The following is a 21,723-nucleotide window of genomic DNA, read 5'->3' as shown; positions in this document are numbered from 1 at the left end:
GAGAGGAGAACCGTCTCCCTCGCGCGAGGGATGCCGCGCGCCGCGCCACCTGACATCGTCTGCGGGTGATCAACGCCCAGTCGCTGCCCCGTGCGCGGACCAGCCTGAAGCGCCAGTCCTACTTGGTCGCGGGTGTCTGCGTCGCGGCGGACGTGGCGTCGTTCCTCGTGCAGGACCTCCCGATCAGCGTCGCGTGGATCGCCGCGCTGCTCGGGATCGTGCTCGCGGACGCCGCACTCGCCAGCCGGACGGAGTGGTCGGGAGCCGTCGCGGTCGCCGCCGCCGTGTTCAACGCAGGGGCCGCCCTCCTGCTCGGCGGGCCGCAGTCCCTGCGGCTCAACGAGGCCGGGATCCTCGTCGCGTCGTACCGGGCGGGCGCGTGGCTGCGGGGGTGGCACGCGGTGGTGTCGTTGCTCGGGGTGGTCGGCGGCCTCGTGCTCGCCCACCTCACCCGCGGGTACGCCCTCGACTGGTACGTCCTCGTGGCCGCGGCCAAGGTCGGGCTGATCTCGTGGCTCGTCGGCCGCTACACCACCTCCCGCCGCGCCTACCTCGACGAGATGCGGCGGCAGGCCGAGCAGGAGGAACGCGAGGCGAAGGACGCCGTGGACGCCGCGATCGCCGAGGACCGCGCGGCCATCGCCCGCGACCTGCACGACGTCATCACCCACCACGTCAGCGCCATCAGCGTGCACGCGGGCGCCGCGCGACTCCGGCTCACCCGGACCGCCGGAGACGAGTCCGCGCTCAGGTCCGTGCGGTCCGTCGAGGACTCCAGCCGCACCGCGCTGCACGACCTCAGGCAGATGCTCGACCTGTTGCTGGGACAACGCCCGACCGCCGACCGCGACCCCGGCCTCGCCGACATCGCGACGATGGTGGAACGCCTGCGCGAGACGGGACTCGAAGTGCGGCTGGACGTGTCGGGAACGCCGCGCCCACTGTCACCGCAGCTCGACGCCGCGTTGTTCCGGATCGTCCAGGAGATGCTGACCAACGCGCTGCGCCACGGCGACGGCGGCCCCATCTCGGTGACGGTCAGCCACACGACCGAAGGGCTCGACGTCGAGACCGTCAACCCCTTGTCCCCCAACGGTGAGCTGCGAGGCGAGGGCCGCGGGCTCGCCGGAATCCGCGCGCGTGCGGAGGAGTTCGGCGGGGTGCTCGCGCAGGGCCCGCGACCGGACGGGAAGAATTGGCGGACCGCCGTCTCGTTCCACCTCGGAGGCCCGGCATGACCATCACCGTCCTGGTAGCGGACGACCACGCCGTCTTTCTCTCTGGCCTGCGCGCCATCCTGGACACCGAGGACGACATCGAGGTCGTCGCCGAGGTCGCGGACGGCGACCAGGCCGTCGACGCCGCGCTGCGCCTGCGCCCGGACGTCGCCGTGCTCGACATCCGCATGCCGCGCAGAGACGGTCTCGGTGCCGCCTCGGCGATCCTGGCCGCCCCCGGCAACCGCACCAGGATCATCGTGCTCACCACGCACGACACCGACGAGTACGTGCACCGCGCGATGAGCGCCGGCGCACGCGGGTTCCTGCTCAAGTCCATGCCGCCGGAGGAGATGATCGCCGCGGTGCGGATCGCGGCCCGCGACGACGTGCTGATCGACCCGTCGATCGTCCGCAGGCACCTGGCCCGCTTCGCCGACACGCTCAGCGCACCCGCTCCCCCGAGCGACGTCGACCGCCTGACCGCACGCGAGCGCGAGGTGCTGCTGTTGCTGTCCCGCGCCCACACCAACTCCGAGATCGCGGGGCTCCTGCACGTCGGCGAGGAGACGGTGAAGTCCCACGTCTCCAGCATCCTGCGCAAGCTCGGCCTGCGGGACCGGACCCACGCGGTCGCCTACGCGCACCTGACCGGGTTCGCCGGGCAGGCCAGGCCGTCGCCCGGTTCGAACTAGGGCCTGAGGCCGTTGATCAGCAACCGCACGAGGTGGCGCACGTCGTAACGGACTCCCTCGGCGACGTTCGCCCCGGCGCAGATGCTGCCGACGGCGCGCATCAGTTCGTTGGCATCCTGTCCCGCCACGATCTCCCCGGCGTTCGCCGCTTCCTCCAGCAGACGCGTGCACACGGGCACGAGGTGTTCGAGGAAGTAGTCGTGCAGGGGGTCGTAGCAGGACTCGCCCGACTGCAGCACGGACGCCAGACCCTGTTTGGTGACGACGAAGTCGACGAACCGGTCGATCCACCTCGTCAGCGCCTGGTGCGGACCGGGTTCGCTCACGAGCAGCGCGGGCCCCGCCTCCGACAGCGACTCCACCTGCAACCGGTAGACGGCCAGGATCAGGTCGGCCCGCGTCGGGTAGTGGCGGTAGATGGTCGCGGTGCCCACCCCGGCGCGGGCAGCGATCTCGCGGATGGGCGCCTCGACACCGGACGTGACGAACACGGCGGCCGCCGCTTCGAGCACGCTGCCGGCGTTGCGCAGCGCGTCGGCCCGGCGCCGCACCGCGGAGTCGCTCATCCGCCCATCCTATCGAGCCGCCCCCACCGGCGAGGACGCCTCGCCCAGGTCGAGCAGCATCTCGGTCAGCTCGTGCGGCACGATGATCATGCAGTCGTGGCCGGACGCCAGCTCCCGCACGTCGGACGGCTCACCGTTGGGCTGCAACGCCGGCACGGGCCGTCGCTCGATCCCCGGCGCCGCCACCGTGCAGTGGATGTGCGTGCGCGGGATCGCGGCGAGAGCCGGGTGGTCCATCGCGACGGGCTCGTCCAGGCACCGCACCGTCTGGTCGGACAGCATCGACCGCACCCACGCGACGTCGGCGGGATCGCTGACGCCGAACAGGCCGAACGGCTCCGGCGGCGGGGGCACCCTCCAGCCGTCACCGAGCATGCCGCGGGCGCCGGGCATCACGTCGAGAGCGCTCTCACCGTGCACGGGCACCATGGCGTCGAGGTAGACGAGCCGCGCGATCCGCTCCGGGACCTGGTTCGCCACCGCCGAGATCACCATGCCCGCGTAGCTGTGCCCGACGAGGACAACGTCGTGCAGGTCCTCCTCGACCAGCAGCCGCACGACGTCGGCGGTGTGCGTGCCCAGCCCGGTCGCGGGGCCCAGCAGGTGCCGCGTCTCGCCGTAGCCGGTGAGCGTCGGGGTGAACACCGGCCTGCCGCTCGCCCCCAGCCCCGGCACGACCTTCGCCCAGGCCTGACCGCTGTGCCACGCCCCGTGCACCAGCACGTACGTCACCGCCATGATCTCTCCGAACTCAAGTGGGACATCGTCCCGTTTAACATACGGGACGATGTCCCACTTAGTCGAGACCAGGGTCAGCGGACCTTCTTCACGCGGGTCACGCTGACCGCGCCGAGCACCCCGAACACAGCTCCGCCGAGGAACAGGCCCAGGTAGCCGAACGCCCCGATCAGGCCGGGCGCCGCCACCGGGATGAGCGACTGCGGCAGGGACTGCGCGAGGTTGGCGACACCCAGGTCCTTGCCCGCGGTCTCCTCGCTGGGCAGCACATCGGCGATGAGGGCCAGCTCGACGGCGAAGAACGCCCCGAGGCCCGCGCCGAGGACGAGCTCGCCGAGGAGGACGACCTCGATCGACGGCGCCAGCGCGATCACGGTCAGGCCGACGACGGCGATGGCCGACGAGATGATCACGAACAGCTTGCGGCGGCGGAGCCGGTCGGACAGCCAGCCGAGCAGCGGCGCGACCAGGACGATGCCGACCGCGTTGGCGAGGATCGCCTGGAAGACCAGGGTGGGCGCCTCCTCGTCGGTGACGCCGAACTGCTCGATGAGGAAGTAGGTGAGGTAGCTGGTGGCGGTGAACTGCGTCGTGGTCAGGAAGAACCGCGTCAGCCACGCCCAGCCGAGGTCGGGGTTCTTGCGCGGGTTGAACACGAAGGAGCCGAGCACGGCGCGGAGGTCGAAGGGTTCGCGCACCCGCTCCGTGCGGACGCGGTCCCGCACGGGGGCGATCACGGCGACCATCAGCACGACGCCGATCAGGCTGGGCACCAGGTACTGCACCGGCCCCGCAGGGAAGAGCTGGACGAGGAACGTCGCGGCGACACCGCCGACGTTCTGGGCCAGGCTGATCCAGGACGCCGTGCGGCCGCGTCTCTCGGGACCGATCTGGTCGGGAAGCATGGCCACCAGGGCCGCGAGCGCGAAGTTCAGGCCGATCTGCGCGATGCTCCAGCCCACGACCACCACGGGCACGCTCGGGGCGAACGCGATGACGAGGATCCCGGCGTAGCCGAGGGCGGCTCCCGCGAAGATCCACGGCTTGCGCATGCCCAGACGACTGGTGGTGCGGTCCGAGAAGCGGCCGGCGAGCGGGTTGGCGAGCAGGGAGAAGAACGCGCCGACCCCGAGCACCAGGCCCAGTGCCGCCCCCGCGCCGTCCAGGTCCAGTTCCCGCAGCCGCAGGGCGATCGTGATGACCAGCGGCGGGACCAGTGCGATGGAGAAGCCCAGGATCGCCAGCGGAATCGCGATCCGGGGGTAGCGCGACGGCGGCGCACCGGTTGACGTGGCGGTCGTCGAACCGGCGGTGGCGGGCGCAGAAAGGGGCTTTGACTCGTCCACGTTGACTTCCCTCTGCAGGCGAGCCCGGGACGTGCTGTCCCAGGCAAGGCCAACACGATAACCCGAAAAGTTCCACGTGGAGCTTTTTAGTTCCGAACGGGCCTCAGCAGGTGCTCCAGGAGCGTCATGCCCTCGCGCATGTCCACCTCGGGATCGAGCAGCCACTGCGTCGAGAGCCCGTCCATCGCAGCGATCACCAGGGACGCGGCCACCTCCGGTGACATGTCGTCCCGCACCGTGCCCACGGCCTGGGCGAGGCGCAGGATCAGCAGTGCCTCCTTGCGGATCGACTCGTAGCGCTCGGCGAAGAACGCGCGCGAGTGCTCGTTGCCCGGCTCGATGGCCCGCGCGACCATGCCGTGCCGCAGCGCCACGAGCCCTGGCGCCCGCGACACGTAGTCCTCCAGGTGCGAGGCGAAGTCGATCGTCTCGACGACGTCGGCACGGGCGTTGGCCAGCGCCTCACGGTCCTTCTCGCGGAGCACCTCGACGAACAGCTCCTCGCGCGTGTCGAAGTAGCGCCGCAGCGCCGCGTGGCTCACCCCGATCGCCTCGCCGATGGCGCGCAGGCTCGTGCCCTCGAACCCGAGTTCGGCGAACACCTCGATGGTGCGGTCGAGGATCTGCTGCCGGCGGAGGATCCCCTTGGGGTACCGGCCCCGCTGCCGCGCCGCCTCCTCCCCCGCGTCCTCGGTCTTCTCCGCGCGCTCACCCTGCGGCACTTAGGCCTCCTCGCTCAGTCGTTCGGGCCCACCCTACCAAAAAAGTTCCACATGGAGCTTTTGCTGCTAGCGTGGCCTCATGCATGACAACGTCGTCCAGGTCGAGCAGCGCGTCGGGAACACCGTTCGCGATCACGTGACGCCCGCCCTGTTCATCCGGACCGCTCCCGTCGCCATCACCGCGTGGGAGGTGCCCGACGAGCCCGTTCCGTTCGCGGAAGCAGTGAACCAGGACTTCGAGCCGTTCGAGGTCGGACGCACCTGGAGCAAGCCGTGGGGTACGACGTGGTTCCACGTCACGGGCTCGGTGCCGGACGACTGGGGTCAGGCGGGCAGCGCCGTGCAGCTGTTCGTCGACCTGGGGTTCTCCCCTCTCCTGCCCGCCTTCCAGGCCGAGGGCCTCGCCTACCGGCCGGACGGCACGATCATCAAGGGCATCGAGCCGTTCAACCGCGTCGTCGACGTGGACGGCACGTCCGTCGACCTCTACGTGGAGGCTGCGTCCAACCCGAACATGCTCGAACACTTCTTCGCCTCGGCACCCGCCGCGGCGGCCGGCGGCATGGCGGCGGCGCTCCCCGGCACCCTCGCACCCGTCGCCCGGCCTCACGCCGCACGCCTGGGCAGCAAGTCCACGGCCGGCTCGGACCCGATCTACACGCTGCGCGGCCTCATGCTCGTCGAACGCGACCTGGAGGTGGACGCCCTGCTCGCCGACGTGTCCGTCCTGACAGGACTGATGCGCGAGCTCGAACCGTCCCTCCCGCGCCGGGCCGAGATCCTGCGCGCGCTGGAGGCCATGTGCGACACGATCGACCCGGACGACGTCCGCGCAAGCGCGGCGGCGGCGCGCAAACAGCTTTCCTCCGCGCTCGACGCGCCCGCGCACTCCACCGCGCACTCGATCGTCGCGGTCGGCCACGCGCACCTCGACTCCGCGTGGCTGTGGCCGACGCGCGAGACCGTCCGCAAGTGCGCGCGCACGTTCTCCAACGTCCTCGACCTGATGGACGCCGACCCCGACTTCACGTTCGCCTGCTCCAGCGCGCAGCAGTTCGCGTGGGTGAAGGAGTACTACCCGGACCTCTTCGAACGCATCCGGGTGCGGGTGGCAGAGGGCCGGTTCGTCCCGGTGGGCGGCATGTGGGTCGAGAGCGACACGAACATGCCGGGCGGCGAGGCGCTGGTGCGCCAGTACGTGCACGGGCAGGGGTTCTTCCTGCGCGAGTTCGGCCTGCTGTCGCGCGAGTCCTGGCTGCCGGACTCGTTCGGCTTCAGCGCCGCCCTGCCGCAGATCGCCCGCTCCGCCGGGACCGACAGCTTCCTCACCCAGAAGATGTCCTGGAACGACACCAACAAGATGCCGCACCACACCTTCTGGTGGGAGGGTCTGGACGGCAGCCGGATCTTCACCCACTTCCCTCCGAACGACACCTACGGCTCGGACCTCGGCGCCGCCGACCTCGCCAAGGCGCAGCGCCAGTACGCCGAGAAGGGGGCGTCGAACGTCTCGATGACCCTCTTCGGGTGGTACGACGGAGGTGGCGGCCCGACCCGCGAGATGATCGCCGCCGCACGCCGCACGCGGAACCTCGAAGGGTCCCCGCGCGTGACGCTGGGTTCGCCGGGCGACTTCTTCACCGAGGCGAAGGCGAGCCTGACCCGTCCCGAGGTCTGGACCGGGGAGATGTACCTGGAGACCCACCGGGGCACCTACACCTCGCAGGCCAGGACCAAGCTCGGCAACCGCCGCAGCGAGCACCTGCTGCGCGAGGCCGAGCTGTGGAGCGCGACGGCCGCCACGCGCGGCCTGGTCGAGTACCCCTACGAGCAGCTGGACGCCATCTGGCACACGGTGCTGCTCCAGCAGTTCCACGACATCCTTCCCGGCTCCGCGATCGCGTGGGTCCACGACGAGGCCGAGGACAACTACCGGCGCGTCGGCGACGAGTTGGAAGGCATCATCGCGGCCGCCCAGCGGGCTCTCGCCGGCGACGGGGACGCGACCCTCGTGTTCAACGCGGCACCGGTCGCCGAGCGAGGTGTGCGGCCACTGGCCGCCGCCGTCGACCCGGAGCCGAGGCTGTCCGTGACGCCGGTCGCGGACGCCGACGGCTACGTGCTCGCCAACAGCCTCGTCTCCGCCCGGTTCGACGCCGCGGGCCTGCTGGTCTCGCTCACCGACGTCCACTCAGGACGCGACCTCGTCGCGCCCGGTGAGGCCGCGGCACTGCTGCAGGTCTTCCGGGACAAGCCCCTCATGTTCGAGGCGTGGGACATCGACCGCTCCTACGCCAACACCGTCACCGAACTGCGCGACGCGACGGCGATCCGGATCGACGGTGACGCCCTGACCGTGACGCGCGCCTACGGCGACTCCGAGATCGTGCAGAGGTTCCGGCTCGCCGCCGACGCGAACGAGCTGGAGATCGAGACGGCCGTCGACTGGCACGAGCAGGAGAAGCTGCTCAAGCTCGCGTTCCCGGTCGACGTGCGCGCCGACCACTTCGCCTCCGAGATCCAGTTCGGGCACGTCCTGCGCCCGACCTTCGCGAACACCTCGTGGGACGCGGCGCGGTTCGAGACGGTCGCGCACCGCTGGGTGCACGTCGGCGAGCCGGGCTTCGGCGTGGTGGTCGCCAACTCGTCCACCTACGGGCACGACGTGACCAGGTCGACCCGCGAGGACGGCGGGACGACCACCCGGATCCGCCAGTCCCTGCTGCGCGCGCCGAAGTTCCCCGACCCCGACGCCGACCAGGGAACCCACGTCTTCCACAGCACGATCGGCTTCGCCCCGACCGTGGTCGAGGCGGCGGCCGCCGGGTACCGGCTCAACCTGCCCGCCCGCGCCGTGCGCGGAAACCCGGCGAACGCGGTCGACCCGATCGTGACGGTGTCCTCGCCGTCCGTGCTGGTGGAGTCGGTCAAGCTGGCCGAGGACAGGTCCGGCGACCTCGTCGTCCGGCTGTACGAGGCGCGGGGTGCCCGGACCTCGGTCACCCTCGGGCTGGGGACGCCGTTCTCGTCGGCGTGGCGGACGGACCTCCTCGAACGGGAGCTGGACGGGCCCGCCTGGCGAGGCGACGAGACGATCGGCCTGGAGCTGCGTCCGTTCGAGATCGCGACCGTCCGCGTGCGCACGCTGGGGTGATCCGGTCCTCCGGCATGCTCGCGGGATGCCGGAGGACCTCTCGCTCAGCGACATCACGTTGTGGACCAGGGCCTGACCCGTCAGCATTGAAGCATGTCGAAGCAAGGGGACTGCTGTGAGCAGCCGCCGGAGCGGTCGCTGGGACCGGAGCGGGCCGCGGAGCTGTCGGTGATGTTCAAGGCGCTCGGTGACCCGGTGCGCCTGCGACTGCTGTCGATGATCGCCTCACGGCCCGAGATCTGCGTCTGCGACCTGACACCGGCCTTCGAGCTCTCCCAGCCGACGATCTCCCACCACCTCAAGCTGTTGCGGCAGGCGGGGCTGGTCGACTGCGAACGCCGCGGCACGTGGGTCTACTACTGGGCGCGGCCGGAGACGACCGACCGGATGGCCGCGGTGCTGAGCGGCGTGGGCGAGCGCCAGGACTTCACACCCGAGCGGCCCACCGTCGCCGCAACCACAGGCTGACGTAGACGAGTCCGACGAGCACCGGCACCTCGATCAACGGCCCGACCACGCCGGCCAGCGCCTGCCCGGAGGTCACGCCGAACACCCCGATCGCGACGGCGATCGCGAGCTCGAAGTTGTTGCCCGCCGCCGTGAACGCCAGCGTGGTCGTCCGCTCGTAGGACAGCCCGCAAGCCTTGCCGAGAGCGTACGAACCGGCCCACATGACGGCGAAGTAGACCAGCAGGGGCAGGGCGATGCGGGCGACGTCCAGCGGACGGCTGGTGATCGTCCCGCCCTGCAACGCGAACAGGACGACGATCGTGAACAACAGCCCGTACAGGGCGATGGGGCCGACGCGGGGCAGGAACTCCGACTCGTACCACTCGCGGCCCTTCGACCGCTCCCCCAGCCTGCGGCTCAGGTAACCCGCGGCGAGTGGGACACCGAGGAAGACGAGCACCGACCGCGCGATCTCCCAGGCGGAGAAGCCGGCCGACGCGGTGCCGAGGCCGAGCAGACCCGGCAGCAGGTCGAGGTAGAACCAACCGAGCACGCCGAACATGACGACCTGGAACACCGAGTTGAGCGCCACGAGCACCGCGGCGGCCTCCCGGTCGCCGCACGCGAGGTCGTTCCAGATGATGACCATGGCGATGCAGCGGGCGAGGCCGACGATGATCAGGCCGGTGCGGTACTCGGGCAGGTCGGCGAGGAAGATCCACGCCAGCGCGAACATCAGCGCCGGACCGAGAACCCAGTTGAGCACCAGCGAGAGCAGCATCGTGCGGCGGTCGCGGGTGACGGTGCCGAGCTCGTCGTAACGGACCTTCGCGAGCACCGGGTACATCATCACCAGCAGTCCGAGCGCGATCGGCAGGGACACCTCGCCGATCTTCACCGCGTCGAGCACGCCCTGCAGGCCGGGGACGAACCGGCCGACGAGCAGTCCCGCGACCATGGCGACGCCGATCCACACCGGCAGCAGTCTGTCCAGGAAGGACAGCCGGTGCACCACGGTTTCCTTGGTTGTCAACGAGTTCTCCCGGGCAGCGGTCAGCACCCGGCGAGTGGGTCACCGGGTCGGTTCGGTCGGATCAGTCGCAGCAGGCGCTGCTGTCGCGCAGCGGCCCACCCGGCGCCAGGACGGCCGCGAGGGTGTCGATGGCGGCGTTGTCGATGCGGTACCAGCTCCACGTGCCTCGCCGTTCGCGGCTGAGCACACCGGCCCGCACGAGGATCTTGAGGTGGTGGCTCAGGGAGGACTGCGGCATGTCGAACTGGTCGGCGAGGTCGCAGAAGCAGGCTTCCTGGCCCTCGGTCCGGCGGACCAGGCCGACCAGCTCGACGCGGATCGGGTCGCCCAGTGCCTTGAACAGGCGGGCGGCCGTCGTCGAGTCGAGCAGCGTCTGGTCCTGGCTCGTCATGAGCAAGACCATAACCGCTTGGATTGACAAAAGTCGATACACCGAGTGTGATCTGCATCGACGAACTTCGATCCGAGGAACCCGACGCCCAGGAGAACCGCCGTGTCCAAGACCCCCGAGGTGCTGTTCGTCTGCGTGCACAACGCCGGCCGCTCCCAGATGGCCGCGGCACTGCTGCAGCACCACGGCATGGGCCGCATCGCCGTCCGCTCGGCAGGTTCCGAGCCCGCGGAGAACGTCAACCCGGCCGCCGCCGAGGCGCTGCGGGAGTGGGGACTCGACATCACCGCCGAGGTCCCGTCGAAGCTCACCACCGCCGATGTCGAGGCGTCCGACGTCGTGATCACCATGGGCTGCGGTGACACCTGCCCGGTGTTCCCCGGCAAGTGCTACCTCGACTGGCAGCTGGAGGACCCGGCGGGCCAGGGCATCGACGCCGTGCGGCCGATCCGTGACGACATCGACCGCCGGGTGCGCGGCCTGCTGTCCGAACTGCTCGACTAACGGCGGGGCACGCCGGCGGTCGACAGCGCCGCCGCCAGCACGCCGATCGCGCCCAGCACCGCGAACACCGCCGGATAACCTCCGAGCGCGACCGCCAGCGCGCTGCCTGCCCACGGCGCGATCGCGGACATCACCATGATCGGCGCGGTGAGCAGGCCGTTGAGCTGTCCGTAGTGGACTGATCCCCAGCGGTCGGTGATCGCCGTGGCCGTCACGAGCGTGAAGATCCCCCGCGTCACGCCCGCGAGGACCGAGCCCGCGATCAGCAGCAGGGCTGGTCCGGGCACGGCTCCGAGCAGAGTCGTCACGAACGCGCCCGCCAGGAGCACCAGCAGCGTGCGGGTGCGCACTGTCGTCCTCGCGGACAGCCTTCCATAGCCGAGCCGGCCGAGGACCTGGCCGACACCGCCGAGGCCGAGTGCGACGGCGGCGGCCGAGGTCGTCATGCCGCGTTCGGTCAGCAGCGGGACGAGGTTGATCACGACGGCGTAGACGCTGAACGCGGCCAGGCCCATCGAGACGACGAGCACCAGGAACGGTCTGCTGCGCGCCACCGCCGACGGGGTGTGGACGGTCTCGTGGCCGGCGGCGGGCCAGGGCGCGCGCAGCCCGAACAGGTGCAGCGGAATCGTCGTGACGGCGAGGAAACCGGCCAGTGCGAGGTAGGTGGCGCGCCAGTCCAGGTGCTCGTTCAGCACGGCGGTCAGCGGTGCGAAGACGGTGCTCGCCAGTCCGGCCACCAGGGTGAGCGCGGTCAGGGCCGGCACGCGGCGCTCGCCGTACCAGCGGGTCAGCGCGGCGAACGCCGGGGCGTAGAACACCCCGGCCATGGCGACCCCCGCCAGCAGCCACGCGGCGACGAACCACACCAGGGATTCGGCGGTCGCCAGCACCACCAGCGCGAGCACGGCGACGACCGAGCCGGTGGTCATGATCGCGCGGGGGCCGTGCCGGTCGAGCAGTCTGCCCACCGGGATGCCGGCGAGGCCCGCGACGACCTGCCCCGCGGAGAACCCGGCGGTGATCGCGGCGTGCGACCACCCCGTGCGTTCGCCGATCGTCGGCAGCAGCACGGGAAACGCGTAGTACAGGATCCCCCAGCTGATGATCTCCGTGGCGCACAGCACGACCAGCACGCGGCGCGGTCCGGCAGCGGAGCCGGACCGCGCCACCGCCTCAGCGTGCACCGGGCGCGAGACCGATCGTCAGCACCTCCGGCGCTCCGCAACAACCGCCGGTCTGCTCGTCCGGTGCGTCGAACACGCCCGCGCCGCCGCACACCCCGGTCTCCGGCAACACGAGATCAACGCGCGCAGCGGCCTCGTGGTCCCCGGCGATCGCGGCCACGACGGACCGGGCCTGCTCGTAGCCGGTCAGCGACAGGAACGTCGGCGCGCGGCCGTAGCTCTTCATGCCCACCAGGTAAACACCTGGTTCGGGGTGCCTCAACTCGTTCTCGCCGTGGGGGTACACGGTGCCGCACGAGTGGACGTTCGGGTCGATCAGCGGCGCGAGCCGGCTCGGCGCCTGCAGCACCGGGTCCAGGTCGAGGCGGATCTCCGACAGCCACGACAGGTCGGGCCGGAACCCGGTCAGCACCACCACCTCGTCGACGCCCTCGACGCGGTGGCCGCCGAACGACTCCAGCACCAGCCTGCCGTCCGCCGACCGTTCGACCGCCGCGGTCCGGAACCCGGTCGCGGTCGTGATGTGCCCGGCCTCCGCCGCCTTCCTCGCCCTCTGACCCAACGCACCGCGCGCCGGCAACTGGTCCGCCTCGCCGCCACCGAACACGGTGCCGACCTCGCCGCGGCGCACCAGCCACACGATCTCCGTGCTGGGCTCCTGCTCGGCGAGTTCGGCCAGCACGACCAACGCGGTCAGCGCCGAGTGCCCGCTGCCGGCGACCGCGATCCGCTTGCCCGCGTAGCGATCGCGCTCGGCCACGAGATCCGGCACGCGGTAGGTGATCCGCGCGGAAGCCGACCGTTCCCCCACCGCCGGAAGTCCGTCTCCGCCGAGCGGATTCGGCGAACCCCACGTGCCGGACGCGTCGATCACCGCTCGCGCCGTGATCCGCTCCTCCCCGTCGGCGGTCTCCACGTGCACGGTCAACGGCTCGTCCGCGCGCCCGGAGTCGACGATCCGGTCCCGCCCGCGCCGGGCCAGGCCCACCACGCGGGCACCGAACCGCACCCGGTCGCCCAGCACCCCGGCGAGCGGCCGCAGGTAGCTCTCCACCCACTCCCCGCCGGTCGGGTAGGCGTCGCCGTCCGGCCGTGTCCAGCCGGCTTCTTCCAGCAGTCGCCCGGCCGCCGGGTCGACGAGTTCGCTCCACCGCGAGAACAGCCGGACGTGGTTCCACTGCGACACGGCCGCGCCGGCGCGGTCCCCCGCCTCCAGCACGAGCACCCGCTCACCTCGTTCGACCAGGTTCGCCGCCGCGGACAGGCCCGCGGGCCCCGCACCCACCACGACAACCAGCGACTCGTCCACCGCTGCGCCTCCTTGTATCGAAGAATTTCGAATCAACAGGGCGGACTCTATCGACGCGCGTCGATAGAAGCAACAGACCGAACTATCAGGGGGACGGGTCGACGAGGTTGTTCACGATCTGCTCGAAGTCCTTCGCGAACGCGGTGATCCGGGCCGCCGGCCAGTCAGGGACGGCGGCCAGGATCAGGTCGTGGAGACGAGACCGGAGCATCTCCACGCGACGCTCGCCTTCAGGAGTCAGTTCGAGCACGGTGGCCCGCAGGTCGGACGTGCTGGGCCGCCTCGTCAGCAGACCGGCCTCCTGCAGCCGCGTCGCGTGGCGGGTCGTCACCGTGCGGTCGAGGCCGATCTGGTCGGCGAGCTCGCTGGCGGACGACGGACCGAGCCGGGCCAGGCCCGAGAGCACGGGATACGTCCACCGGTCGACGCCGGAGTGCCCGTCGAGAAGCGCGTCGTAGAGGTGCATCCGGTTGGCGCGCAGCAGAAGCGTGCCGAGCGTCGCGGCGATCGCCCGCGCCGCGGCCGACTCCCGGTCGTCCTGTGACATGGGCGAAGTTTACGTGCTCCGTGCACGCGGTTGCGCTAGCGTCAAGTGCGTGCACCGTGCACGCTTAAGTGGAGGAGGAGCCATGCCGAAGCCGATTCGCCCCGAGGACGTTCTGCCCGACGGTGTCGACCGCACGACCCTCGGCGGTCTGGAGGTGCGCAAGGGCGCCGTCGCCGCCTTCGTGGCCAACGTGAAGCAACTCGACGACGCGGAGCCGGGAAGTGCCGAGCACGACGAGATCGTCGAGCAGCTCAGGCAGCTGGTGCCCACGTTGAGGGCGGTCGGCGTGCTGGACGTGTTCCAGCCCCGGTCGGCGGCGGTGGCCGAACTGATCAACGGGGTCTGACCGTTGTCCCGGCAGGAGTTGGTGGCATCGGCGCTTCGGGAACGGAGCTGTTCGTGACAACCGCGCCATCCCGGCGCCGATGCGCGCGTCCATGCTCGTGGCGAATCCCGTTGGGGGTAAGGGTCTTGCGACCCCGTCTCGCCGGGCACTTCGCCCGGCGGTGCCGTCGCGCGTGACCATCCGGTCTCGACGACGCCGAGCAGCTGACGCTGCCCCTAAGGTGGTTGCCATGGCTCGGATCTCACGGACCGACCTGCCTGGCGTGGTCCTCCTGACCACGACGGGGTCACTGGACGCGGCCACTGCCGTCGACTGGCAGAGCATCGCGGTCGTCGCCGTCATCGGGCAGCTCCGGTCATGAGCTTCCACAGCGCGTTCCTCTACGGGTCGGCCGACGAGCTGGTCGAGCACGTGCTCACGGCGCACCGGCCCGGCCTCCCGCTGGTGCTGGGCTGCTCGCCGCGGCACAACGCCCTGATCACCGCGGCACTGGCGCCTGGGTCCGCCACGACGAGCCTGCCGCGGCCCCGCGCCGGAACGAGGCCCGGCACCGCGATCGCCCTCCTCGACCGCCTGGTGCGGGAGAGCGGCCCGATGACGGTGCTCGTCGAACCGGATCACGGCGCCACTGACGCGGACAGGACGCGGTGGCGCCGCTTCGAGGCCGTCTGCAACCTCACGTTCGCGCCGGACGCCGTCACCCTGATCTGCGCCTTCGACCGCCGCACCACGCCGGACGCCGTCCTCGCGGCGCTGGCGGAGAGCCATGGGCGTCACGACGATCCCGAGGCCGTCCTCGCCGCGCTCGCCGTCCGCGCACCGCTCGTCCCTCCGCCCGCCGACCCCGTGCTCGTGGTCCTCGGCTCCGCGTCGATCAGCGACCTCAGACCGATCCGGCAGCAGGTCTCCGCCGCGCTGGGTGTGCTGCCGGCGCTGGCGCGCACGGACTTCGTCGCCGCGGTCAGCGAGGTCCTCACCAACGCCTACCTGCACGGCCGGCCACCGGTGGACGTCCTGCTGTGGGTCTCGCCGGACTCCGTGGAGTGCCGGATCACCGACGGCGGCCGGGGGTTCGACGACCCCGGCGCCGGATATCGCCCCGCTGCGGGCGTCGCCGATCCGCGCCGCACGGGGGCAGGCCTGCGGCTGACCCGGCAGACGTGTGACGACCTCGACACCTGGCGCGCGCCGGCGACGTTCACGGTCCGGCTGGCCAGCACCCTCTCCCCCGCGCACGACCTGTACCACAGCGGTGCGACAGCCAGGGTCGAGGCCGCGCAGGCCCGTGCCGACGCCGCGCTCACCAGGGCCGAGGCCGCGCGCGTCCGTGCGGAGGCGACCCGCAGGCGCGTCGCGGGGCGCATCACGCCGCCCGGATGACGGTTCAGAGCACCGCCCACACGGTCTTGCTGCCGGCGGCGCTGTCGATCACGCAGCCCCACGTCCTGGCGAGTTGCGCGACCACGTGCAGCCCGCGCCCGAAGTTGTCCGGACAGCCGGGGTCGCCGAGCACCACGGTGACCGCACTGTCGTCGCCGACCGCCACGGTGAGCCGGCCGCGCCGCAGTTCGAGCCGCAGCCGGGCCTCGGAGAACGTGTGCTGCACGGTGTTCTGCACGAGTTCCGACGCCACCTGCACGGCGTCGTTGGTCAGCAGGTCGGCCAGCTCCCAGACCGCGCACGTCTCGCGCACGAACACTCGGGCCGCACGCGGGCTGCTCGGATCGTGCGGGAGCTCGCGGGCCGCGCGCTTGCGCGGTGCGGGCCGTTCGACGTTGAGCAACGCCTGGTCGACGTCGTCGTAGACCCCGACGTACCGGCGGATCGCCGTGTGCCGGAGCAGTTCGACGTGCCGGGGTCCGGTCGCGACCAGTATCGGGGTCGCCGGCCAGTCGCTGATGCGCAGCCACACGGTGGTGAAGGCGCTCAGCGCGCTCGTCACCGCGATCGTGACGTCGCTCAGGTCCACGATCAACGCCCGCGGCGCCTCCACGGCGCACTTGAGCATGAAGTCGCGCAGCTGGGCGTAGGTCGTGTGCCCGAGCACTCCGTCCAGCAGGACCACCGTGCAGTGTTCGCGCTCTTCAGCACGGATCCGCAGCTTCTCCTCCGCGCGGCCGGCCACGGTCAGCTCGTCGGTGACTCGGCACGCAGGGGGAACTCCACGTCTCGCAGCGCCGCCGCGAGGTCCGGGAACAGCCGCAGCCGCAGGTCGACGCCCGTCGCGGCCAACGGAGACAGCACGACGTGATGTTCGGCGACCACGGCGAGCGGGATCTTCCTCGCCTCGGCCTCGCGTCGCGCGACCAGCAGCAGGTTGATGCCGGACGAACCGAAGAACCCGACCGCCTGGAGGTCGACGACCAGCGCGGCCGGGGACTTCTCGACCGCGGCCAGGACCTCGTCGAGGCCGATCCCCTCGGTCAGCATGTCGACTTCGCCGGTCAGGGCGACGACGGCGACCCCGTCGTGGTCGGTCGTGTGCGCGGTCAGGACGTCGGACGGTCCGTCGAACCGGTAGCTCATGGCCACCTCCCATCGGCAAACCGCGCGAAGCGCCGACGTGAGCCGCTGCCCAACCCGGAGAACCTGTGGATGACTCGTCTGGTGATCGATGTTCGGGGGAGCTCTTTCCACGCTATTCCCATTCGACACGTGCGACAACCGCCGCGGCCCACGTACGCGGCGAGCGAAACGGCCGCAAGGACGGGGTCGTCCGGACGAGCGGATCCCAATACGCTTGTCACCGTGGATCCCAAGTCCGCCCGCTACCAGGTGGTGCTGGTCGGTGCCTCGCTCGGCGGCGCCGAGGCCCTGCAGGTGCTGCTGGGCGGTCTGCGCACGGATCTGCCCGCACCCGTCGTGGTCGTGCAGCACCTCGGCCCCGGCGCGAGCGCTCTGGACGTGGTGCTGCAACGGGTGTCCCGGCACCCGGTCGTCTGGGCGCACGACGGGCAACTGCTCGAACCGGGAACCGTCCACCTGTGCCCCGGCCGGACCAGGGTGTCCCTGGAGCCGGACGGCACGCTGACCGTGCAGCCGGTGGCGGGCCGTTCGTCGTACGGGCAGGTGGACGAGCTGTTCACCTCGGCGTCGCAGTCGATGGGCGCCCACGTGCTCGCACTGGTGCTGACGGGTCTCGGCAACGACGGCACGGCCGGTGCCCGCGCGGTGCGGCAGGCCGGTGGCACCGTGATCGTGCAGGACGAGTTCACCTCCACCGCGTTCGGCATGCCCTCGGCGGTGATCAAGGCCGGTGCCGCCGACCTGGTGCTGCCACTGGGAGAACTGCCCGACCTGCTCGACCGGGTGGTCGGCGCGGGCAGGCCGGTGCCCACCCCCGCGGTCCGCGCCACCGAGGCGATGTTCGCCGGTGGTGGCGACCTCGGCCGCCTGATGAGCACGACCGACTGGGGTGCCACCGCGTTCGGCCCGGTCGACGGCTGGCCCGCCGTGCTGCGCGACACCGTGGCGACGATCCTGGCCACCCCGGTGCCCATGAGCCTGATGTGGGGCGAGGACCTGCTGCAGCTGTACAACGACGCCTACCGCGACGTCATCGGCGAACGCCATCCCGAGGCCCTGGGCCGCTCGGTGTTGCGGGTCTGGCCGGACGCGGAGGCGACGATCGGCCCGGTGGTGCGGCAGGTCGTCGACACCGGAACCGCGAGGCGCCTGGCCGACCAGTCGTTCGTCGTGAGCCGCGACGGGACGCCGGAGGAGCTCTTCGCGACCATCGCCTACTCCCCGGTCCGCGACGGCGGCCGCGTCGCCGGAGTGCTGGCCACCCTCGTCGACACCACGGACCAGGTCCGCAACGCCCGCCGCCTCACCACGCTGCACGGGCTCGCCGCCACCTCGCGGGAGGCCGGCGACAGCACGACCGACCAGGAGGTCTGCCAGTGGTTGATGCGCGCGCTGACGGCCAACCCGCAGGACGTCCCGTTCGCTCTGGTCTACCTGGTCGAGGAACGCGGGGTCCGCGCGCACCTGGCCGCGTCCACGGGTCTCACCGACGACAGCCCCGCACTCGACCAGCTCGTCACCAGTGACCGGCCGTCGGCGTGGCCGCTGCACAACAGCATGCGCACGGGCGAACCGCAGGTCGTGGACGACCTGCTCACGCGCTTCCCCGGTCTGGTGTCCGGCACGTGGCCGCAGCCCCCGCGCACCGCGATGATCCTGCCGGTCAGCCCGGTCAGGGACGGCGTGCCCGCCGCCCTGCTCGTGCTCGGTGTCAGCTCCCACGCCCCGTTCGACGTCGCCCACCGGCAGTTCTTCGACCTCATCGCCGAACGCGTCGCCGCCACCCTCACCGCGGCGCGCGTCGACCGCGAGCAGAAGCGCCAGGTCGCGGCTCTCGCCGAGCTGAACCGCGCGAAGAACGCCTTCTTCGCGAACATCAGCCACGAGTTCCGCACGCCGCTCTCCCTCTTGCTGCTGCCGCTGGAGGAACAACTCACCACCCTGCCGCCCGAACACCGGGACACGGCACGGATCGCCCACCGCAACGCACTGCGCCTGCTCCGCCTGGTCAACACGCTGCTGGCGTTCGCGGAGCTGGAACAGGGGCGCAACCCGCGGGTGCTGGAGGACGTCGAGGACCTCGCGGGGCTCACCGCGGAACTGGCCGGAGTGCTGCGCTCCGCGATCCAGCGCGCGGACCTCGGCCTGGTGGTCGAATGCCCGCCGCTGGGCCGGCCGGTGCGGCTCGATCCGGCCATGTGGGAGACGGTCGTGCTCAGCCTCCTGTCCAACGCGCTCAAGCACACCTTCACCGGCTCGATCACCGTCGCGCTGACCCCCAGGCAGAACCACGTCGAGCTGACCGTGACCGACACCGGGACCGGCATCGACCCCGCCGAGATCCCGCACCTGTTCACCCGCTTCCACCGGATCGAGGGCGCCAAGGCGCGCAGCCGCGAGGGATCCGGTATCGGACTCGCCCTGGTGCGGCAGCTCGTCGGCCTGCACCACGGGAGCATCCGCGTGCGCAGCGAACCCGGCCACGGCAGCACGTTCACCGTGTGGATCCCTTATGTGCAGCCACATCGCGCCTCCCGGCCTCAGGCCGGCAGGTCCGGGGAGGAAACAGCACGCATGCGGCAGGCGTTCGCCGAGGAGGCCGAGTCCTGGCTCGTCGGCGACGAACCGCCGGTGCTGTCGGGAGAACGCGCCACCGTGCTCGTCGTGGACGACAACGCGGACATGCGCAACTACCTGGGGCGCCTGCTGCGCGACCAGTACGACGTCATCACGGCCGCGGACGGCGAGCAGGCGCTCGACCGCCTCGCGGGGCATCCGGCCGACCTGATCATCAGCGACGTGGTCCTGCCGCACCTCGACGGCGTGCGGCTGATCGAACGGGTGCGCGCCGATCCCGCGTTGCGCGCCACGCCGATCATCCTGCTGACCGCGCTGGGCGCCACGTCGCAGGCGACGCAGGGCCTCGCCACGGGCGCGCACGACTACGTGGTCAAACCGTTCACCGCACGCGAGCTCATCGCGCGCATCGAGGCCCAGTTGGCGCTCAGGCGCGTTCGCAGTGCCACGGCCGAACGTCCGGGGACGTGACCTGGGCATCGCGGCGTGTGAGGGAGGTGCCGGGCCGGGGTACCCCGCGCGAGGTCGCGTGGGTGAGGAGGCTCCGTGCGCAGGGACCTGGTCGTCGTCGGAGCGTCCGCCGGTGGCGTCGAGGCCCTGCGGTCCCTGGTCGCCGGGCTCCCCGCCGGCCTGCCCGCGGCCGTGGTGGTCGTGCTGCACATGCCGGCCGGCGGCTCGTCCGCGTTGCCCGCGATCCTCAGCCGCGGCGGAGCGCTCCCGGCGGTCGCGGTGCGGGACGGCATGCCGTTGCGCCACGGCAGGATCCACGTCGCCCCACCCGACCACCACACGCTGGTGCGGAACGGCGTGCTCCGCCTGTCGCGCGGTCCCACCGAGAACGGCCACCGGCCGGCGGTCGACGTGCTGTTCCGCTCCGCCGCGCTCTCGGCCGGTCCCGCCGCGATCGGCGTGGTCCTGTCCGGCACGCTCGACGACGGTGTGGCGGGCATGGCCGCGATCAAGAACCAGGGCGGTCTCGGGCTGGTGCAGTCCCCCGGCGACGCCCTCTACCCGGGAATGCCGGAGAGCGTGCTGGAGCAGGTCACCGTCGACCAGGTCGCGGCCGTCGCCGAGATGGGCGCGGTGATCGCCGGTCACGTCGCGCAGGACGCCGCCGTCGTGGCGCCTTCGGTGTCCGAGACCCTGCGGATGGAGGTCGAGGTGTCAGGAGACGACGCGGGGGCCGCGTTCGGCGACATCCCCGAGCTCGGCAGGACCACGACGCTGACCTGCCCGGACTGCGCGGGATCGCTGCTGGAGATCCCCGCCGGGAGCGGCCACCACCGCTGCCTGGTGGGCCACGCGTGGACCCCGGACGCCCTGCTCGACGCCTACAGCGGAGGGCTGGAGCGCGCGATGTGGACCGCTGTGCGCACACTGGAGGAGAAGATCGCGCTCGCCCGGCGGATGGCCGGTCAGGCGCGGGAGTCCGGTCGCGGCCGCATCGCGGACCGGTACGCCGAGCAGGAGGAAGAGGCCATGGCCGCCGCGGACGTGCTGCGCAAGCACCTGCTGCGGTCCGATCTGAGGGAGGGAACCGGCTCTTGACGGACATCAGCGTCCAGACGGCGGACCTCGCGGGCATGGTGGTCGCGACGCCGGTCGGACGCCTCGACCTGTCGTCCTACCCGGCGCTGCGCGACGCACTGCTCAAACAGGCCGCGGACGCACCGGCCGCCCTGCTGGTGCGGCTGGGCCCGGACTTCGAGACGGCCTCCGCGGCGATGCTGTCCGTCTTCACCACGGTCTGCCTGAAGGTCTCCGACTGGCCGGACGTCCCGGTCGTGCTCATCGCGGAGACCGAACGGCACCGGCGCGACCTGCACCTCAGCGCGGTCACGCGGAGCGTCGCCACCGCGCCCGACCTGATCTCGGCGGTCGAGCTCGCCCAGGAGCGACCGCTGCGCCGGTTCCGCAAGCTCGCGCTGCCGGACACGCTCGTCGCCGCGTTGATCGCGCGGAACGCCGTGCGCGACGTGTGCGAGGAGTGGGAGCTGCCCCACCTGGTGCGGGACGCGCTGCTCGTGGTGACCGAACTGGTCGACAACGCGATCCGGCACGCGCGCACCGAGTGCGTGTTGCGCGTCGAACTGCGCCAGAGCCGGCTGACCCTCGCGGTCACCGACGGCAGCGCGGAGCCGCCGGTGCTGACCGCCTCGCGCACGGACGTTCCCGGCCGCCGGGGCCTGGAGGTCGTCGACGAGCTCAGCCGCGCGTGGGGCGTCATGCCGTCGTTCGGCGGAGGCAAGGTCGTGTGGGCGGTCCTGGCGCTGCGCCCGAACCGCTAGCCACCGCCGTGTGAGCGTTGCGGCAGAACGGTTCCAGCGACGGGCGGATCCCTCTCGGCAAGGCGACGACCCACGTGGTGCGGCCATGAGCAGGATCACCGCGGCGAAGTCGCGGGAACTAAACGGC

Annotated in this window: 22 protein-coding genes; 11 read left to right on the top strand and 11 right to left on the bottom strand. The window is 71.6% G+C overall.

What is annotated here, in order from left to right; translation table 11 throughout:
* Nucleotides 1–65 precede the first annotated feature (65 nt).
* The gene (locus ACFWN2_RS02060; protein ID WP_382424247.1) at nucleotides 66–1,238 is read left to right on the top strand and encodes a sensor histidine kinase; all 1,173 of its coding nucleotides are present in this window, start codon (nucleotides 66–68) and stop codon (nucleotides 1,236–1,238) included.
* Complete coding sequence (locus tag ACFWN2_RS02055) at nucleotides 1,235–1,912, top strand: response regulator (protein ID WP_382424245.1); 678 nt, start codon at nucleotides 1,235–1,237, stop codon at nucleotides 1,910–1,912. The genes ACFWN2_RS02060 and ACFWN2_RS02055 overlap by 4 nt, the downstream gene beginning before the upstream one ends.
* On the opposite strand, the gene ACFWN2_RS02050 is transcribed toward ACFWN2_RS02055, so the two are convergent.
* The 4 genes from ACFWN2_RS02050 to ACFWN2_RS02035 all read right to left on the bottom strand — a co-directional run bounded on the left by ACFWN2_RS02050 (nucleotide 1,909) and on the right by ACFWN2_RS02035 (nucleotide 5,284).
* Nucleotides 1,909–2,478, bottom strand: coding sequence for a TetR/AcrR family transcriptional regulator (locus tag ACFWN2_RS02050; protein ID WP_382424244.1), 570 nt, complete (start codon nucleotides 2,476–2,478; stop codon nucleotides 1,909–1,911). The genes ACFWN2_RS02055 and ACFWN2_RS02050 overlap by 4 nt on opposite strands.
* A 9-nt stretch (nucleotides 2,479–2,487) precedes the next feature.
* A complete protein-coding gene (locus ACFWN2_RS02045) occupies nucleotides 2,488–3,216 on the bottom strand; it encodes an alpha/beta fold hydrolase (RefSeq protein WP_382424242.1) in 729 nt (242 codons plus the stop codon).
* Nucleotides 3,217–3,290: 74 nt separating this feature from the next.
* The gene (locus ACFWN2_RS02040) at nucleotides 3,291–4,562 is read right to left on the bottom strand and encodes an MFS transporter (protein WP_382424241.1); all 1,272 of its coding nucleotides are present in this window, start codon (nucleotides 4,560–4,562) and stop codon (nucleotides 3,291–3,293) included.
* 86 nt (nucleotides 4,563–4,648) lie between these two features.
* On the bottom strand, nucleotides 4,649–5,284 hold the full coding sequence (locus tag ACFWN2_RS02035; RefSeq protein WP_382424240.1) for a TetR/AcrR family transcriptional regulator: 636 nt from the start codon (nucleotides 5,282–5,284) through the stop codon (nucleotides 4,649–4,651).
* 79 nt (nucleotides 5,285–5,363) lie between these two features.
* On the opposite strand from ACFWN2_RS02035, the gene ACFWN2_RS02030 reads away from it, so the two are divergent.
* Both ACFWN2_RS02030 and ACFWN2_RS02025 read left to right on the top strand, forming a co-directional pair.
* A complete protein-coding gene (locus tag ACFWN2_RS02030; protein WP_382424239.1) occupies nucleotides 5,364–8,438 on the top strand; it encodes an alpha-mannosidase in 3,075 nt (1,024 codons plus the stop codon).
* A 93-nt stretch (nucleotides 8,439–8,531) separates the two neighbouring features.
* A complete protein-coding gene (locus ACFWN2_RS02025) occupies nucleotides 8,532–8,906 on the top strand; it encodes an ArsR/SmtB family transcription factor (RefSeq protein WP_382424238.1) in 375 nt (124 codons plus the stop codon).
* On the opposite strand, the gene arsB is transcribed toward ACFWN2_RS02025, so the two are convergent.
* The gene (gene arsB / locus ACFWN2_RS02020) at nucleotides 8,866–9,921 is read right to left on the bottom strand and encodes an ACR3 family arsenite efflux transporter (protein WP_382424237.1); all 1,056 of its coding nucleotides are present in this window, start codon (nucleotides 9,919–9,921) and stop codon (nucleotides 8,866–8,868) included. The two genes, ACFWN2_RS02025 and arsB, sit on opposite strands and share 41 nt — an antisense overlap.
* 61 nt (nucleotides 9,922–9,982) lie before the next feature.
* A complete protein-coding gene (locus ACFWN2_RS02015) occupies nucleotides 9,983–10,312 on the bottom strand; it encodes an ArsR/SmtB family transcription factor (RefSeq protein WP_382424236.1) in 330 nt (109 codons plus the stop codon).
* Between the two features lie 102 nt (nucleotides 10,313–10,414).
* Between ACFWN2_RS02015 and ACFWN2_RS02010 the strand changes: the two genes are divergently transcribed.
* Nucleotides 10,415–10,816, top strand: a complete 402-nt coding sequence (locus tag ACFWN2_RS02010) for an arsenate reductase ArsC (protein WP_382424235.1) — start codon at nucleotides 10,415–10,417, stop codon at nucleotides 10,814–10,816.
* Here ACFWN2_RS02010 and ACFWN2_RS02005 read toward each other — a convergent pair.
* The 3 genes from ACFWN2_RS02005 to ACFWN2_RS01995 form a co-directional block, all read right to left on the bottom strand.
* Nucleotides 10,813–11,988, bottom strand: a complete 1,176-nt coding sequence (locus ACFWN2_RS02005; protein WP_382424234.1) for an MFS transporter — start codon at nucleotides 11,986–11,988, stop codon at nucleotides 10,813–10,815. The two genes, ACFWN2_RS02010 and ACFWN2_RS02005, sit on opposite strands and share 4 nt — an antisense overlap.
* A gap of 4 nt (nucleotides 11,989–11,992) precedes the next feature.
* Nucleotides 11,993–13,312 (bottom strand): FAD-dependent oxidoreductase, encoded by a 1,320-nt coding sequence (locus tag ACFWN2_RS02000; RefSeq protein WP_382424233.1) that lies wholly within the window; start codon nucleotides 13,310–13,312, stop codon nucleotides 11,993–11,995.
* 85 nt (nucleotides 13,313–13,397) lie between these two features.
* On the bottom strand, nucleotides 13,398–13,859 hold the full coding sequence (locus tag ACFWN2_RS01995) for a MarR family winged helix-turn-helix transcriptional regulator (RefSeq protein WP_382424232.1): 462 nt from the start codon (nucleotides 13,857–13,859) through the stop codon (nucleotides 13,398–13,400).
* An 82-nt stretch (nucleotides 13,860–13,941) separates the two neighbouring features.
* Between ACFWN2_RS01995 and ACFWN2_RS01990 the strand changes: the two genes are divergently transcribed.
* The 3 genes from ACFWN2_RS01990 (at nucleotide 13,942) to ACFWN2_RS01980 (ending at nucleotide 15,585) form a co-directional block, all read left to right on the top strand.
* A complete protein-coding gene (locus tag ACFWN2_RS01990) occupies nucleotides 13,942–14,205 on the top strand; it encodes a hypothetical protein (RefSeq protein ID WP_382424231.1) in 264 nt (87 codons plus the stop codon).
* A gap of 229 nt (nucleotides 14,206–14,434) precedes the next feature.
* Nucleotides 14,435–14,566 carry a hypothetical protein gene (locus ACFWN2_RS01985; protein WP_382424230.1) on the top strand — a complete coding sequence of 44 codons (132 nt, stop codon included), beginning with the start codon at nucleotides 14,435–14,437 and terminating at the stop codon, nucleotides 14,564–14,566.
* A complete protein-coding gene (locus ACFWN2_RS01980) occupies nucleotides 14,563–15,585 on the top strand; it encodes an ATP-binding protein (RefSeq protein WP_382424229.1) in 1,023 nt (340 codons plus the stop codon). Before ACFWN2_RS01985 ends, ACFWN2_RS01980 begins: the two co-directional genes overlap by 4 nt.
* A 4-nt stretch (nucleotides 15,586–15,589) precedes the next feature.
* Here ACFWN2_RS01980 and ACFWN2_RS01975 read toward each other — a convergent pair whose 3' ends face one another.
* Together ACFWN2_RS01975 and ACFWN2_RS01970 are read right to left on the bottom strand one after the other, a co-directional pair.
* On the bottom strand, nucleotides 15,590–16,330 hold the full coding sequence (locus ACFWN2_RS01975; RefSeq protein ID WP_382424228.1) for an STAS domain-containing protein: 741 nt from the start codon (nucleotides 16,328–16,330) through the stop codon (nucleotides 15,590–15,592).
* Nucleotides 16,331–16,332: 2 nt separating this feature from the next.
* Nucleotides 16,333–16,731 (bottom strand): STAS domain-containing protein, encoded by a 399-nt coding sequence (locus ACFWN2_RS01970; RefSeq protein WP_382424227.1) that lies wholly within the window; start codon nucleotides 16,729–16,731, stop codon nucleotides 16,333–16,335.
* Nucleotides 16,732–16,953: 222 nt separating this feature from the next.
* Here ACFWN2_RS01970 and ACFWN2_RS01965 point away from each other — a divergent pair, with 222 nt between their 5' ends.
* The 3 genes from ACFWN2_RS01965 to ACFWN2_RS01955 all read left to right on the top strand — a co-directional run bounded on the left by ACFWN2_RS01965 (nucleotide 16,954) and on the right by ACFWN2_RS01955 (nucleotide 21,596).
* Nucleotides 16,954–19,779: a chemotaxis protein CheB gene (locus ACFWN2_RS01965; RefSeq protein WP_382424226.1), complete on the top strand. Its 2,826-nt coding sequence runs from the start codon at nucleotides 16,954–16,956 to the stop codon at nucleotides 19,777–19,779.
* Nucleotides 19,780–19,854: 75 nt separating this feature from the next.
* Nucleotides 19,855–20,856 carry a chemotaxis protein CheB gene (locus tag ACFWN2_RS01960; RefSeq protein WP_382424225.1) on the top strand — a complete coding sequence of 334 codons (1,002 nt, stop codon included), beginning with the start codon at nucleotides 19,855–19,857 and terminating at the stop codon, nucleotides 20,854–20,856.
* Nucleotides 20,853–21,596, top strand: a complete 744-nt coding sequence (locus tag ACFWN2_RS01955; RefSeq protein ID WP_382424224.1) for an ATP-binding protein — start codon at nucleotides 20,853–20,855, stop codon at nucleotides 21,594–21,596. Before ACFWN2_RS01960 ends, ACFWN2_RS01955 begins: the two co-directional genes overlap by 4 nt.
* Nucleotides 21,597–21,723 lie beyond the last annotated feature (127 nt).

This window comes from Lentzea sp. NPDC058436, assembly GCF_042721515.1.
Taxonomy (GTDB): Bacteria; Actinomycetota; Actinomycetes; order Mycobacteriales; family Pseudonocardiaceae; genus Lentzea.
Note: the sequence above shows the minus strand (reverse complement) of the source record. Positions and strands in the feature narration are given on the sequence as shown.

Excerpts from the sequence above, each read along its gene's own strand:
- ACFWN2_RS01985 (WP_382424230.1), top strand. The coding sequence starts at position 14,435 with ATGGCTCGGATCTCACGGACCGACCTGCCTGGCGTGGTCCTCCTGACC.
- ACFWN2_RS01995 (WP_382424232.1), bottom strand. The coding sequence starts at position 13,859 with ATGTCACAGGACGACCGGGAGTCGGCCGCGGCGCGGGCGATCGCCGCG.
- ACFWN2_RS02055 (WP_382424245.1), top strand. The coding sequence starts at position 1,235 with ATGACCATCACCGTCCTGGTAGCGGACGACCACGCCGTCTTTCTCTCT.
- ACFWN2_RS01990 (WP_382424231.1), top strand. The coding sequence starts at position 13,942 with ATGCCGAAGCCGATTCGCCCCGAGGACGTTCTGCCCGACGGTGTCGAC.
- ACFWN2_RS02025 (WP_382424238.1), top strand. The coding sequence starts at position 8,532 with ATGTCGAAGCAAGGGGACTGCTGTGAGCAGCCGCCGGAGCGGTCGCTG.
- ACFWN2_RS02015 (WP_382424236.1), bottom strand. The coding sequence starts at position 10,312 with ATGACGAGCCAGGACCAGACGCTGCTCGACTCGACGACGGCCGCCCGC.
- ACFWN2_RS01980 (WP_382424229.1), top strand. The coding sequence starts at position 14,563 with ATGAGCTTCCACAGCGCGTTCCTCTACGGGTCGGCCGACGAGCTGGTC.
- ACFWN2_RS02045 (WP_382424242.1), bottom strand. The coding sequence starts at position 3,216 with ATGGCGGTGACGTACGTGCTGGTGCACGGGGCGTGGCACAGCGGTCAG.
- ACFWN2_RS02050 (WP_382424244.1), bottom strand. The coding sequence starts at position 2,478 with ATGAGCGACTCCGCGGTGCGGCGCCGGGCCGACGCGCTGCGCAACGCC.
- ACFWN2_RS02030 (WP_382424239.1), top strand. The coding sequence starts at position 5,364 with ATGCATGACAACGTCGTCCAGGTCGAGCAGCGCGTCGGGAACACCGTT.
- ACFWN2_RS01970 (WP_382424227.1), bottom strand. The coding sequence starts at position 16,731 with ATGAGCTACCGGTTCGACGGACCGTCCGACGTCCTGACCGCGCACACG.